Source organism: Streptomyces telluris, assembly GCF_024519335.1.
Taxonomy (GTDB): Bacteria; Actinomycetota; Actinomycetes; order Streptomycetales; family Streptomycetaceae; genus Streptomyces; species Streptomyces telluris.
Genome location: NZ_JANIID010000067.1, coordinates 1 through 13705, shown reverse-complemented (window position 1 = coordinate 13705; position 13705 = coordinate 1). Strand labels below are relative to the sequence as shown.

The following is a 13705-nucleotide window of genomic DNA, read 5'->3' as shown; positions in this document are numbered from 1 at the left end:
AGGGCGTGTATCGGAAGTGCTGGCGGGGGACCCCGCGCCGAATTTGAAGTCGGTTTCCCGCCAGCATTGGCGATGTCAGCCAAGCAGTCTGAGTACACGATGACCATGACTTACCAGCCGACTGCCATTGCTCCCGACGTCCTCGATGGGCTCCGCGAACGCGACGATGCCGGCGTGATTCCCCGTGCCTACGTGTACGACATGGACGGAGCACCCTTGCGGTGCTGCTTGCGCCGCAGTCGTGCCGGCGAGCGGATCGCGCTGGTGTCTTATGCTCCGCTGCGTCGGTGGGCGGCCGAGGTGGGCGTCGACCCGGGGGCCTATGACGAGGTGGGCCCGGTGTTCATCCACACGGGCCAGTGCACGGGAGCGAATGCATCCGTCGTCTATCCGTTCGCCGAGACCGGGGCCCTGCGTGTCTTTCGCCAATACAGCGGCGAAGGTCGGATCACGGGAGGCACACTCGTGCAGCTGCCGGACGACCCCAACCAGGCACAAGCCGCCGTGGACCGGGCCCTGCACACGGCCTTCGCCGATGCCGAAGTCGCAGTCGTGCACGTACGGGCGGTGGAGTACGGCTGCTTCCAGTACGAGGTGCGCAGGCCCTGACGCAGACCAGGGCCTCAGCCTTCATGGCGTGCGCCGGTCGTAGCCACTCGTTGATGGCTGCGACCAGCACGGTCGCTTCGTAGCGGACCGCGAGCCAGCAACCCCGGCCGCCTCACCTCACGCACGGACCGGCGGGCTACGGGCCGCGCCCCCGGCTGCGGTCGGTGGAATAAGATCGCTACACGCACCGGGTTCTGCCGGGGCGGTGGGCCCCTGGCGCGCCCACGGCGATGTGGCAGCAAGGGGCCGGGAATGACTGTGACCCTGGGGGTGGCGCCGTGAATGCCGACGCATGCGACTACTTCATCGAGCTCCGGGACGGGCACACGCCCGAGCGTCCCGCCGCGCTGTGGCGCACGGCCGGCGACGGTGGGCCCTGGGAGTACTGGTCCACGGCCGAGTGGGCCTGGCGCCCGGTCGGCGAGCGGCGCAGGGTGACCGCGGCTCCGGGGCGGGAAGTATTGCACCCGGTGTCGTTGCAGAGGGCCGCGCAGCTGCAGGCCGACCGGCAGGGGTGGGCCCAGTACTGGGTGAGGTACGAGGACGGGCCGGAGGGTGAGCGGATACCGCAGAGCGTCATCCGGCGACGGCGCAGCCCGGAGGAGATACGGTGCGAGTTCTCCAGCCGCTGCAAGTCGTGGGTGATCACGCCGATTCTCGGCGAGCCGGACGAGGTTGACGGCCGCCCGGGCTGGGAGCGCATCCCGGCGGCTGAGGCCGACACCGTCCTGGAGAGGATCAAGGGGCGCCAGGGAGAGACGGAGCTCGGACGCAGCGGACTGCACGACGCCCGGCCCGATGGCCCCTTCCGTTACTTCACCACGGCCGACCGCGACGGTCAGCTCAGCGGGCTGTGGCGGCGTGAGGATGACCGGTGGGAGTACTTCTCGGTCCTGGAGTGGGGCTGGTTCCCCTTGCACGGCCAGGAGGGACCCGAGGAGGCGGGGCTCGCAGCGATCGACGCGGAGTGTGCACGCACACTCGAGACGGACCGGGAGTCGTGGGTCCGTGGGTACTGGCTGTACTGGCACTACTACCAGGACTACGACACCGGAGAGCGCCCCGCCGCCATTATCCGGGAAGTGTCGGGCGCAAGAGTGTGGCACCACTGGCACTTCCCGGGATACGAAGACCGCTGGGTCGACACCGACGACGTCCGGTTCTTCCCCGACTACCGCTCCAGCAACCACCCCTGGCTGGAGAAGACTGACCGCGCCGGCGCCGCGCAGTTCCTCGAAGAGGAGTACGGGTTCGTCGGCGTGCTGGACCACTGATGAATGAGTACGTGCGTACTCACACAGGACTCGCCCGGCTCGCCACCGAGTGCACGCCGTTGAGCCAGCCCCGGCCTGCGCACCAGGTGACGCGGATCGTGCCGAGCGAGGACGGGATGCCTTGCAGAGCAGCCGGCACTCGGCATGGGACTTCCAGCGTCTTGAGGCTTCGGCGCAAGGGCGGCCCGCCCGGCCGAGGTGCGAAGGGACCAGGCGGGCTCCGGCAGCTACAGTCGCACCTTTCCAGCACTACCGCGCAGCGGCAGCCCGGCATACACGGTGATGTCCACCAGATGGCCGGGCGCCGCCTCCGCGAGCCGGTCCCGGGCGCATGGCAACGCCTGTACAGCTGTACGGGATGTGCGCGGGCTCGGCCCGGCCCCCTCAGCCGTTGCCCTTGCCATTCCTCTGAGCTACCGAGCTGTCGTTCATGCGACGGGCTCTCTGCTGTTGTAGTTGATCAGCCTGACGGGGGCGAGCATGGCCGCACCCGCAAGGGAGAGGGCGGCTGTCTCCACCTCCTCGAAGACCAGGGCGAGATCGAGGTCCATCGCGTCGGCGCTGTCCGAGGCCCTGCCGAGGCTCACGACCCCGGCCCGGTTGCCATGCGCTCCCGGGACCAGGGAGATCTCGGGGCCATGGTCACCGCGGAAGACTGCACCCTTGCCCGCGCCCAGGGAGGTGTACGAGTACCGCCGCTCCTCGTAGGCGAGATGGAGGGCCCGGGACTGCTGCCGCAGCCCGCGACTGTTCCGCTCCAGCGCGACCGCCACGCCCCCGAGTGTCAGCCCTCCCTCACCCAGCAAGGGCATACCCGGACCCCGCCCCGTCAGGACGGTCTCCGGAAACGCAGGACCGTACAGACGCGCGCAACTGATCGTGGCCCCATGACGCTCCGCGAGCCGCTCACACACCACCGTGACCTCGCCGAGGGGACCGACGCATCCCCGTCTGCCCGCCACGGCCGCTCACGGAACGGGACCAGCTCGAACCGGAAAGCGCTCACCAGACCTCTCCTCTCTCCTATGGCCCCGCTGCAGCTGCTGCTGGCAACGGGCTGGACACTGTGTCATTCCCGGGTGGAGCGTGTCGCTGCGGCGTGTCCACGCACCGAAACGGCTCCGACAACGGCTCATCTCGGTTCCCGGCCAGGGAGCTGCCACGGGTGTTGACGAGTGTGGCTGACCAGGGCTGTCATGGCACTCGTAGAGATCGGTTCACGAATCGGTGGTGACCGTTTCCCGAAAGCGGTTCGGGAGTCGGTGTCAGTGCTGCCTGACATCGTGTGGGCATGAGTTACGACCTTGCGGTGTGGGAGGGGGAGCGACCGGCTGGTGACAAGACGGCCGGTGAGCTCTTCAACCGCCTGTACGAGCAGTACGTCGGCACCAGTACAAATCAGCCGCCGACCGCGGTGATCACACGGTACGTGGCGCTTCTTCTGGAGCGCTGGCCCGATCTCACCGAGGACGAGGACGAGATCTCCCCTTGGTCGACCGGTCCGTTGATCGGTGAGGCCAGCGGCCCGCTGATCTACTTCCCGATGGTCTGGAGCATGGCTGCAACGGCCTCGGCGTACGCGGCAGAGACTGCCGCGTCTTTGGGGCTTGTCTGCTACGACCCGCAGGCCAAGAGGCTCAGACCGTAGACACTCCGCGCTCCTTGACGGCGGACAGAGCTGCGAGAGACGGTGTCAGCATCCGCTGGCCGGGCCGGACGGAGAAGGATCCCTGGTTGCGGCTGCGGCGGGGCGTCAGGGGGCTCATCTTCCGTTTCGATGAGCCCCCTGCTATGCCGGTGAGCAGAACCCGGTGGGTTGTGGTCGCTCACCCGGCGACACAAGCCTCGGAGCTCCCGCAGGCTCGCCACCGTGCGGCAGGGTGCGTAGCTGATGCGCCGCAGCTGACGGGACGCCGCCGTGAGCAGCTGTGTGGAGCTTCCTACGGTCGCAGGACCAGGCGGTCGTTCCCTCGCTGCGACTGCCAGCCCAGTAGCGGTACCGTCCTGGGCTGGCCGGTCAGCCTTTGAGCTTGGCGAGCGCGGCCTTGGCGTCCTTGATGAAGAGCGGCTGGAGCTTGTCGCTGTCGTACGTGAACGAGGGGTCGTCGTTGAAGGACTTGCTGAGTGTGAGCTGGGAGGAGTACTCGGTCCCGCCGTCGAGGACGCTCATGGTCACAACGCGGATGTCGTCCATGTCTACCGACGTGAAGTAGGCGTGCTCTCCGATGCCGGGGACCGTCTTGATGGTGGCTTTGCTTTTCGGCGGGTAGCCGGCGCTCTGGGCCTTGGCCGTGAACTCGGGGCCTGGGTCGACCTTCTTGTGGAGGGTGACCTGGGTGTACAGCATGGCTATGCCTCCCTTGTCCTCCTTCGACTTCAGCTCCACGTTGCATTCGCTGCGGTCCATCGCCTCGTGCCGCAGAACGGCCCCCCGGCGCTCCTCGCCGTCCTCGACGGTGAACAGCGTGCTGAGCGCCTCGGCAGGCGCGTCGTCGCAGAGGTTGGAGCTGACCTTGTAGCCACGGGTGTCCGTGGAGGAGCCGCCCGACAGCGTCAGGAACCCACCCCAGAGCACTGAGGCGACGGCAGCACCCGCCACCGCCGGCACCCAGCCACGCCGCCACACAGGTGTCGTGGCCGCGGCAGGGGCGGAGGGCGGAGCCGGAGGCTGTCCGTACGGGGCGCTCGTCTGCTGATGCGGCATGTTCATAATCCGAAACCTACACAGATTGACACCACACGCGTCGGCGTCAACTACCCGCAGGCCGGGCCGAAGAGGCGTTGCCTAGGAAAACCGGTCGCTCACCGCTCCGTGCTGGGAGCCACGCTGTCAGGGCACCGCTTCCCTGTGAGGCTCCGGTCCAGTCCCAGGACCATCCCACCGGTATCCGGGCGCTCCCAGCCTCCCAACCGGCCCATGCGCGACACAGGTCGTGGCGGGCCGCCTCCGTGAGGATCGGTCGCGGCCCCGCGAGGCCGCCCGGCACAAGGCCCTTCCAGCTGGTGCAGCACAAGGTGCTCAGCTCGGCCCGGGGCACCCGCGCTGGTCAGGCCGTGTCTGAGCCGGCGCTTACGCGTGAGCCCGCCGATGGGTGCCGATGAGCTTTCCAAACGGCTACGGGCCCTTGGTGCTCAGTGCGAGTCGCGCCAGACGTCGGCGTAGAAGACGACGGACGCGTCGCGATGGTCGGTTACTGGCATGTTCTTGATGGTGATCAGGGCGGCATATCCGTCTTGGTTGCGCACGCAGATTTGTGATCCCGCCATGAGCGTGTCCGTGTTGATGGCAGCGGTGAAGTCGCGCTTCTTCCGGCAGATTTCGCGTGTTCCCTGCTCGCCGCTTTCCAGTTGGGCGAGCTGGGCGTGACTGGCTCCGAACTTGCAGCCTTCGAATTCCACACAGAGAAAGTAGATGTCGTCCTCGGAACCCTCCCGCGGCGTGAGCGACACGTCGGCCAGCTCCAGGTATCGGCCGGAGGGCAGAGCGACCTTCCTGGACCCCACCTGCGGCGAGCTCGTCGCATCCGCAGAGACCGTGCCGTCACCAGCACCACCGGTGCCGTTCGTCAGGACGTATCCGCCCAGGGCGGTGGCGGCCAGGACGAGTACGGCGAGGGTCGCGAACAGGGCGGTGCGCGCGGTGCGCTTCCGCCGCGGCGCAGGAATGTAGGAGGACGGCCGTGAGACGTACGACGAAGGCGGCGGGGCAGGTGAGGGCCGCGGTGGAGCCGGTGAGGTCGGCAGTGGGGCCGGGGGTGGGGTAGGCCTGGGTGGCGGTGGGGCAGGCGGGGATGGCGGCACCACCGCGGTGAGGGGGGCTGTGAGTGCCGTGCCGGGTGCGGGTGCTGTCGGCTCCTGGGCTATGCCCGCTGTGCCTCCGGCCGGCAGCCAGCTTTCGGTGCGCTGCAGCTGGGTGTGGTCGCCTGCGGTGCGGCACAGGTCGATGACCTCGGTCAGTGCCGGGCGCTGGCCGGGGTCTTTGGTCAGGCACCGGGTTACGAGGTCGCGCAGTTCTGCCGGTACGCCGGACAGGTCGGGGTCCTGGTGGACGATGCGGTAGAGCAGGGCGTGCGAGGGGCCGTTGCCGTAGGCGGACGTGCCCGTTGCGGCGAAGGCGGCCAGCTGTCCGAGGGCGAAGACGTCCGTCGCTGCGGTGACCTCGGCGCCGGATGCCTGCTCGGGTGCCATGAAGGCCGGTGTCCCCACGGTGACCCCGCTCGCGGTCAGCGCCGTGGCGTCGGCGGCGCGCGCGATACCGAAGTCGATGACGCGCGGGCCGTCCGAGGCGAGCAGCACGTTGCCCGGCTTCAGGTCACGGTGCACCAGGCCCGCCCCGTGGATCGCCTGCAGCGCCTCGGCGATACCCGCGACGAGCAGCAGCACGGTCGGTACCGGGAGTGGTCCGTAGGTGGCGACGGCGGAGGAGAGGGTGGGGCCGGGTACGTATGCCGTGGCCAGCCACGGCCGAGGGCCCTCTGTGTCGCTGTCGAGGACCGGTGCTGTGCACAGCCCCTGAACGCGCCGGGCGGCAGCCACCTCGTCGGCGAACCGCCTCCGGAACTCCGGGTCCTCCGCGAATTCCGGCCGGATCACCTTGATCGCCACGGGGCGGCCGGCCGGGGTGTAGGAGAGGTAGACCTTGCCCATCCCACCGGAACCGAGCAGCCCGACGAGCCGGTAGTCCCCGACGGCCGACGGGTCGTCGTCCTCCAGTTCCTGGAAGGCCCCGGCAGCCCTGCTGATTTCCATGACCTCGACACCCCCGGCCCGCACCCTAACGCGCCCCGCACACATCACACGCCCCGGCCCCTGGTTGGCTGCGAGCTGAGGTCGTTGCGGCTCCTCCCGCACTGCGCAGCATGAGGGAGGTGGCACAAGGGTCCCGGATTGGGTCACCAGGTCCACCGGCCGACGGCGCTCCCGGTCAGGGCGGACGGTGGTGAGCCGGTTGGCCACGATTCTCCCGGGCGTGTCGGGTCGCAGCCCGATGGTGGGCTGCGGCAGGGAGCCGATGCACCGCCCCGGGCCGGTGCATCGGCGGGTCAGACGAGGGTTGAGCTAACTCAAGAACAGTCACACCTCTGGGGTGGAGGGATCCAATTCCCCTCGATCCCGGAGCCCTCAAGGGCCATGCAGCCACGGTAGCGGCCCGGCGGCCTGCAGGCTGCGGATCATCCCGACGTCCGAAGCGGGCCGCCAACTCGGCCGCCACGTCAGCCTCGACCTCACCGCTGGCACCCCACGCCTGGAACAGCTTCACGACCGCCCGCAGCTCGCCCTGCGTCGTCAGCGGCTGCCGCTCGCCCTGGTCCTCGATCAGCGCCCACAGACGCTCTTCCCCACCCATGACTCGACAACGGCCACCAGGTCCTAAGGTCACGCCGACGGGCCATCGTTGGCGCTATCGACACCATGAAGCCCCTTTCCTCGACGAGGAGGGGCTACTCGCGCCCACGTGCCCCTGGCACCGCGGCTGGCCCCGCGGCCCTGGGAAGAGGCCGCAGGCCTTCAGCAGATCAGGAACTTCCAGGCCAGAACTGGAGGAGCCACCGCTCAGTTCCGTGAGCGAATCCCTGGTCCTGGGTCTCACGCATAACGTCATCGCGGCCTGCCGCCGCAACACGAAGCCGCCATGTACCTGGTGCTCCAAGTGCGACGTCATCCGGACCGCGCCCGATGCCCCACAGCGCGAGCTCGCCGGTAGCTGTCTCGATCACCGTCTCAGCCACCTTGTCCCACTTTCTCGGGTCAGGGGCGGGGAGAGAGTCCCAGACCTCAATTTCCAAGGCGGCGGTGTGACTGCGGCCGGCGCTCTCAAAGTCGACCCGCATCGGAAAAGAACTGAGGAACGCCCCTTGCTCAAGATGGTCAGGGTACGGAGTCGGTATAAGGCGATCGTGAGATTCCTGAAGGCAGAACTTATAGTACGCCACCCGGGCATCTATCTCCTGCCTTCGAAGCAAACTCCCCATGTACCCCAATCCTCTCCGCCTTCTCGATCATCCGGCCGACCAGCTTTCAAACCAGTATCGCGTGAGCCCCGGTCGCCGCCTCACCTGCATCCTCACACCCAATGGAGGGAACCCACGGGACCCAACACAGGAATGGGGTGCAGGGTTGGGCGCATGCGGTTGCGCGCGTGGGCAACCGGAATAGTGGCGTTGGCCAGCCTGGGTATCGCCCTGGCAATCATGCTGGCCCTGGCCGAGAACGTCGGCACGGCCACGAGCACTGGCCCTGGCAGCTGGATGAAACCCAGCAGCACCCATGGTGGTCGCTGGTGCTCTGACCACATAGGTTCACCGGCTTGGGGCTCCGCGGGTATTGCCGAAGCCGGGCTCGACCCTTACCCAATCGCCCGCCGCGAGCAACAGCGGCGAGCCGTTCTCGTCCAGATCATCGAACGCCACCGAGCCACCGCGATCCCCGCCAGCCCGGCCAGAAAGAAGACACCGTGACCCCGGCTCACGACACGCAGGCGGCCCCGGAACCTGCCCCTGACGAGGGCCGCGGCCGGGCAGCCGCGGCCCTCGCCGAGACGGTCGGGGCAGTCCTCGCTCACACCGCTGACGCCACCGGCCCACGCACCCCGGCGGACACTGCCGAGATCCGGGCGATCGCCGACGCGATGATCCGGCTTTTCACTGGGGCGCCCCTTCGCTCCGGCGGACAGCTGACGATCAAGTCCCTGGCCGAGGAAGCGGGCTTGCGCAGGAACAAGCTCACTCACAAGCACACCGGCCTCAAGGACCTCTTCTATGCGCTGGTCAAAGCCCAGCAGGGCCCGTCGCGGCCTTTCACCGACAAAGAGCGGGAAGTGAGCGAGAAGCAGAAAAAGGACCTGGCCCGGGTCCGGGCTGAACGCGACACGCTCCGCACGAAGGCCCAGCAGATGGCTCGAGTCATCCACGTCTTGGAAGCCGAATACGCGCAGCTCGCCCAGGCAAAGGCGGCTCTTGATGAGGAGCTGGCTGCCCGAGCCGGGGTCACCTACCTGTCGACTCGCAGAGGCACCTGACCGCTCCCTCCAGGGCTGGCGCTTGCGGTTCCCATGCCCAGACGCCGCCTGAACCCCTCAGCCTCAGCCGCGGCTGCCCGGCCGCGACTCTCTCACTCTGCGTCGTCACTCTGGTTACATACGGGCATGGCTAGCGATCTCCCAGTTCCGGACGCGGATGACCTCAACCTCCAAGGCCTTGTTGACAAGACCAAGCGCACGCTTCCCCCACTGACGCTGGCGTGGGCCGACGACAATGTCCGTCACCCGGCAATCACACTCCTCGAACAGTGCGTGGTGGTGTTTGACAAGCTCTCCTATCTCACCAGTCAGCTCCCGGATGCCCACCGGGAGAAGCTGCTTGCGCTCATGGCCCAGGCGCCGGAAGGGACGAAGACTGCCCAAGCATCCCCGCTGGCCAAGGACCTCCTGACCAAGCTTCTGAAGCAGTGAGCCATACAGGAGCTGCCTGGTCCGTCTGATCGCCTCGGCCCTGGTCGGTTGACCGGGGCCGAGGCGATTCTCAAGGTGACTGCATCCCGTTTCGGAGCACGTTCCCCACGGGCGGGGTGACCGCTGCTAGTCTCCGAAGGCCAGGTTGAGGCAACACGCTGGAACTGTCCCCAGAATCTGTGGGGCCGCCAAAGTCGGCCACGTGGTTGGAGGAATGGGAGGAGTACCGTCCCAAGGTGGAGGCCGCCAAGGCCGGTGCCGCGTAGGGACGCGTCACCCAGCGGACGGGCACGGCGGCATGCGCGGGCATTCAGTCGGAGCGCAGTGGCTCGATGCCGGCGGGGGTGAGGTCACTGCGGATGCGCAGGTATCGCACTGGGTGCCGGTGCCGGCCGCGTGCTGCCGCCGTGTCGGCGCGGTACTCAGCGACGGTATCCGGCTGGACGGTGTTGTACTGAAGGTCTTCCTTGCTGTCCCACCCGGCGCTGATCCGAACCTCTGCCCACGGATGCCCAGGCCCGCCCGGGACCAGTACCGTTCCCAGCTCGTGGCGGGCGGCGGCGGAGAGCGGCGTCGTGCGGCCGACGAAGCGCAAACGTCCGGCCGTGTTGTACCGGCCCAGGAGCAGGGGGTGCGGCGAGCGAACGGGCCCGCTCACGCCCGCGATGATTCCGTCCTCGGTCGTTCGCGCCCGCAGCTTCAGCCATCCGCCGCCGCGCTGACCAGGCCGGTACCGAGAGGCTGGGTCCTTGATTATGATGCCCTCGATGCCGGCTGCTCCCCAGGCGGGTGCAAGCCAGGTCCGGGCGGTCTCGATGTCAGCGGTCTGCGGGCACAACGCCCACGGGGCGGACAGCCGATGGGTAGCGAAGAGGTCCTCAAGAGCCGCCCTGCGTTCGTACAGGGGCTGGTCGAGAAGCACGGTGCCGGAGAGTTCGAGCAGATCGAAGACGATCAGGTGGGCCGGTTGCTGCCGGGCGGCGCGCTCTGCGGTCGGCCCCCGTCGGCGGGCCCGGTGCTGCAGAGCCGTGAAGTCGAGCCTTTGTTCGTTCCACACCACCAGTTCGGCGTCCATGACCGCCTCGACGCCGAGAGCGGACGCGGCCCGGGCGATCTTCGGGAACGTCGACCCCAGATCGGCGCCGCGCCGTGACTGGATGAACGGCACCGGGCGAACACCACGGTGCGGTAGCCGTCGGCCTTCTGCTCGTAGAGGGCCTGCCCGGCTGCTGTGGCGCGGGGCAGCTCCTCAACGGGCCGGGCCAGCATCGGTTGGATCGGTGGTGACAGCTCCACCCTCCACTCCTACGGGATCCGCGCTGCCATCTCCCGCAGCGAGAGCCCCGGCGAGGCAGACGTCGAGAAGTTCACCCGCCCGGCGAGACCGACGGCCAGCCGCCGCAGCGCAGGCAGGAGGTCAGCACCGCCACCCCGCGCTGCTCGGCGTCCTCCAGCCGGCCGGCAACCACAGCGGCCGGGACCTTGAGGACTTCCCACTCTCCGCTGCTGATCACGACCTTGCCGTTCTCCGGCACCACCGGACACGCGAGCGCATGGACACTGATCCTGACCTCGAGCGCGGTCGTGCTGCGCCTGAGCCGGGCGAGGAGATACCGCTTAGTGGGGTCGGCGGCGCTCGCTGGAACGACGGAGATCATCTCGGGCATTCCCGCACCATAACGGCCACCCGATGGACGATGTGGCCCGCTGCTCGCCCGGAAGCGTCGCCCACGCTGCAGGGGCAGCTCCGGTGTGAGGAGAGGACCGGCGGGATCAACTGATCGCCGGGGCCTTGGCGCGGGCGGCCTCGACATCGTTCCAGCAGAGGATGCAGAGCGTGTTCTCCGGGGCGCCGCGAGCGTGCGGTTTAAGCTCACGCAGCTCAGAAGCGGTCGGGACGACCATAGCGTGTGCAACACCTGTAGTGCACGGACCCTCGGTTCGTGCCGCCGAGCGCATCGGCGAAGTAGCCGATTCCCTGGTCATTGCTGGGCGGCCGCTCGCCCCGACGCTGACGGGTGGCGGGGTGGTCCGCTGTCTGCGGCGAAATCCACGCGTCCGCCCGGTGTCAGGGCCCGGGTGTGCCACTCAGTGCCCACGCCTGCGGAGCATGGTGGCGAGGTTGGCCCGGACCGTCTTTGTCATTGGGTGGTCTTCGCCCAGCATTCGGGCCGAACCCTCGAGTGTCTGCTCGTACAGGTGGATGGCGCGGTCCCAGTTCCCTGCCAACACGTAGACGTGGGCGAGGTTGTTTTGCGCCCTCACGGTCTGCAAGTGGTCTTGGCCCAGTACCCGCACCGAATTCTTGAGCGCCAGCTCCTGGAGGGGGATGACGCGGTCCAGGTTCCCTGCTGACGCGTACGCGAAGGCGAGGTTGGTTCGCGAGGCTAGGGTGTGTGGGTGGTCTTGGCCCAGTACTCGTTCCCGGTCCTTGAGGGTCTGCTCGTGTAGGGGGATGGCGCGGTCCAGGTTCCCCCACTTCTCGTAGGCGCCAGCGAGGTTGCTGCGCAAGAGCAGAGTCTGCGGGTGATCCCGGCCCAGCACCCGCACCGAATCCTTGAGCGTCCGCTCGTACAGGGGGACGGCGCGATCCATGAGCCCCGCCGACGCGTAGGCGTAGGCGAGGTTGTGTCGCGATTCCAGAATGCCGCGGTAGTCCTGGCCCAGCACTCGCTCAGCTATGGCGAGGGCGCGTTCGAGGTACGTGATTGCGCGGCCGGTCGAGCCTTGATCGTTGAGGAACAGTCCAGTGGCGGTGAGGTAGGACTCTGTAGTGGCGGTGTCAGTGTCGGGGCTTGCGTGGTTGGCAAGGGCGTCGATATGGGGAAGCAGAGCCCGCCAGGTCGGCCAGGTGGCGGGGTCCCTCCAGTTTTGGGGGAGGGCGGTGTTCAGATGCGTGGCTGCGTGGTTGCGGGCTTGGTTGATGAGCTCGGGGGTGCGGTGGGGGTCGTCGGGGTCAGGGGTGCGGGTGAGGGACTGGACGAGGCGGTGGATTTGCCAGGGTGTGGGTGTTGGGGTCAGCGGTGGCCATGTTGTAGGCGGTAAGCAGACCCAGTGCACCGTTGAGCGCGGTTGGGCTGGCGGCGCCGTCGAGGAGATTAACGGGGATCTCGTCGGGTGCGTACCAGGAGAGGATGCGCAGCAGCTCGGTGGCCAGGGGCTGGGCCTGGTGGATGCGGTCCAGGGTCAGGCGCCAGATGCGGGCGATGGTGCGCTCGCTGTTGGTGACGCCGGCTCCGCCCTTCTGGTACAGGTTCGCGGGGGCCTGCGCGAGGAGGTTGAGGTAGCCGCGGGGGGTGAGCAGTGGGGTCTGGGCGAGGTAGGCGGCGGCCTGTTTGATGGCGAGGGCCAGGTGCCCGAGTTCGGCGCACAGGTCGTCGGCGCCGTCCATGTCCTGTGGCCCGGTGGCGGCGGTGGCGGTCCGGGTGAGCAGGGCGAGGGAGTCGTCCTCGTTCAGGACGTCCAGGCGCAGGATGGTGACGGCGTCGGGCCAGGCGGCGGCGAGTCGACTGGTGATCAGGAACCGGCCGGTTGGGGCGCAGCCGAGCAGGTCGTCGATGTCGCGTCGGGCGTTGACGTTGTCCAGGATGAGCAGCCACCCGGTGTGGCTGGCCAGCCACTGCATTGCGCGTTGCGCCAGACCCGGTTGCCGTGCCGGTCGAATTGCAGGGCGGTGACCCGGTCGACGGCCTCCCGCCGCCGCTCGGCACCGACCCGTAATGGTGGAGTCGGGTATTGGAACCTGCGGAATAGGAGTCAGGCTGGGCCTGCGCACGGTCCGGCCGAGAGCATGTCAGCGGTCAGCGCCCATCGTTCGTGGTCCTGCCAGACACCGTTGATGCGCTGGAAGCCCGGCGAGTATCCCTCGCGAAGGAAGCCCAGGCGTTTGACCAAGTTCAGCGACGCCGTGTTCGTTGGCTGGATGTTCGCCTCAAGTCTGTGCAGCCCGAGTTCGGTGAAGGCGAACTGCACGACGAGGCGGAGGCCCTCGGACATGTAGCCGTGTCCTGCGGTGGACGCATAAGCGACGTATCCCAACATGCCACTCTGCATGGAGCCTCGCACGATGTTGTTGATGTTGACTCCACCGACGATCTCATCAGTTTGCCGGAGACAGATGACGAGTCCCTCATGTGTAGGTTGGGCGAAGCGTGCGACGAAGTCGTCGAACGCTTCCCGAGTGGTGTCTCGTCTGGGTATCCACGGGTGGTGGAGCTCTGAGCTGTCGCGCGTCAGCGCGGTGATCTCCTCGTAGTCGTTCGCGCAGACGGGGCGTATCGCGACACGGTCTCCGAGGATGAGGTAGCGGTTCGGCATCCGGTGATCCTAGTCAGCCGGGCTGGGTCGGCCTCCTGCGCGGCGGCTGATCTCT

General features: G+C 68.1%; 14 protein-coding genes. 6 read left to right on the top strand and 8 right to left on the bottom strand.

Features of this window, described 5'->3' with window-relative positions; genetic code table 11:
• The first annotated feature begins 99 nt into the window (after positions 1 to 99).
• Together NQU55_RS35790 and NQU55_RS35785 are read left to right on the top strand one after the other, a co-directional pair.
• Positions 100 to 609: a DUF1203 domain-containing protein gene (locus NQU55_RS35790; RefSeq protein ID WP_256791846.1), complete on the top strand. Its 510-nt coding sequence runs from the start codon at positions 100 to 102 to the stop codon at positions 607 to 609.
• Between the two features lie 278 nt (positions 610 to 887).
• Entirely contained in the window at positions 888 to 1883 is a 996-nt protein-coding gene (locus NQU55_RS35785; RefSeq protein ID WP_256791845.1) for a hypothetical protein, read from the top strand.
• 428 nt (positions 1884 to 2311) lie between these two features.
• On the opposite strand, the gene NQU55_RS35780 is transcribed toward NQU55_RS35785, so the two are convergent.
• Positions 2312 to 2656, bottom strand: a complete 345-nt coding sequence (locus tag NQU55_RS35780; RefSeq protein WP_256791844.1) for a hypothetical protein — start codon at positions 2654 to 2656, stop codon at positions 2312 to 2314.
• Between the two features lie 518 nt (positions 2657 to 3174).
• Here NQU55_RS35780 and NQU55_RS35775 point away from each other — a divergent pair.
• The gene (locus NQU55_RS35775) at positions 3175 to 3531 is read left to right on the top strand and encodes a hypothetical protein (RefSeq protein WP_256791843.1); all 357 of its coding nucleotides are present in this window, start codon (positions 3175 to 3177) and stop codon (positions 3529 to 3531) included.
• Between the two features lie 369 nt (positions 3532 to 3900).
• Here NQU55_RS35775 and NQU55_RS35770 read toward each other — a convergent pair whose 3' ends face one another.
• Positions 3901 to 4593: a hypothetical protein gene (locus NQU55_RS35770; RefSeq protein ID WP_168096324.1), complete on the bottom strand. Its 693-nt coding sequence runs from the start codon at positions 4591 to 4593 to the stop codon at positions 3901 to 3903.
• A gap of 422 nt (positions 4594 to 5015) precedes the next feature.
• Complete coding sequence (locus NQU55_RS35765) at positions 5016 to 6632, bottom strand: serine/threonine-protein kinase (protein ID WP_168096325.1); 1617 nt, start codon at positions 6630 to 6632, stop codon at positions 5016 to 5018.
• A 1376-nt stretch (positions 6633 to 8008) separates the two neighbouring features.
• On the opposite strand from NQU55_RS35765, the gene NQU55_RS35760 reads away from it, so the two are divergent.
• From NQU55_RS35760 to NQU55_RS35750, 3 genes are all read left to right on the top strand, one after another.
• The gene (locus NQU55_RS35760; RefSeq protein WP_256791841.1) at positions 8009 to 8341 is read left to right on the top strand and encodes a hypothetical protein; all 333 of its coding nucleotides are present in this window, start codon (positions 8009 to 8011) and stop codon (positions 8339 to 8341) included.
• Positions 8338 to 8901, top strand: a complete 564-nt coding sequence (locus NQU55_RS35755) for a hypothetical protein (protein WP_256791840.1) — start codon at positions 8338 to 8340, stop codon at positions 8899 to 8901. Before NQU55_RS35760 ends, NQU55_RS35755 begins: the two co-directional genes overlap by 4 nt.
• 126 nt (positions 8902 to 9027) lie before the next feature.
• On the top strand, positions 9028 to 9333 hold the full coding sequence (locus tag NQU55_RS35750) for a hypothetical protein (RefSeq protein WP_168096681.1): 306 nt from the start codon (positions 9028 to 9030) through the stop codon (positions 9331 to 9333).
• Between the two features lie 310 nt (positions 9334 to 9643).
• On the opposite strand, the gene NQU55_RS35745 is transcribed toward NQU55_RS35750, so the two are convergent.
• From NQU55_RS35745 to NQU55_RS35725, 5 genes are all read right to left on the bottom strand, one after another.
• Entirely contained in the window at positions 9644 to 10501 is an 858-nt protein-coding gene (locus NQU55_RS35745; protein WP_256791839.1) for an ATP-dependent DNA ligase, read from the bottom strand.
• Positions 10502 to 10700: 199 nt separating this feature from the next.
• Positions 10701 to 11000 (bottom strand): hypothetical protein, encoded by a 300-nt coding sequence (locus NQU55_RS35740; protein WP_168096680.1) that lies wholly within the window; start codon positions 10998 to 11000, stop codon positions 10701 to 10703.
• Positions 11001 to 11421: 421 nt separating this feature from the next.
• Complete coding sequence (locus NQU55_RS35735) at positions 11422 to 12393, bottom strand: tetratricopeptide repeat protein (protein ID WP_256791838.1); 972 nt, start codon at positions 12391 to 12393, stop codon at positions 11422 to 11424.
• The gene (locus tag NQU55_RS35730; RefSeq protein WP_168096830.1) at positions 12290 to 12958 is read right to left on the bottom strand and encodes a hypothetical protein; all 669 of its coding nucleotides are present in this window, start codon (positions 12956 to 12958) and stop codon (positions 12290 to 12292) included. Before NQU55_RS35730 ends, NQU55_RS35735 begins: the two co-directional genes overlap by 104 nt.
• 131 nt (positions 12959 to 13089) lie before the next feature.
• Positions 13090 to 13650 carry a GNAT family N-acetyltransferase gene (locus NQU55_RS35725; RefSeq protein ID WP_256791837.1) on the bottom strand — a complete coding sequence of 187 codons (561 nt, stop codon included), beginning with the start codon at positions 13648 to 13650 and terminating at the stop codon, positions 13090 to 13092.
• Positions 13651 to 13705: the final 55 nt, after the last annotated feature.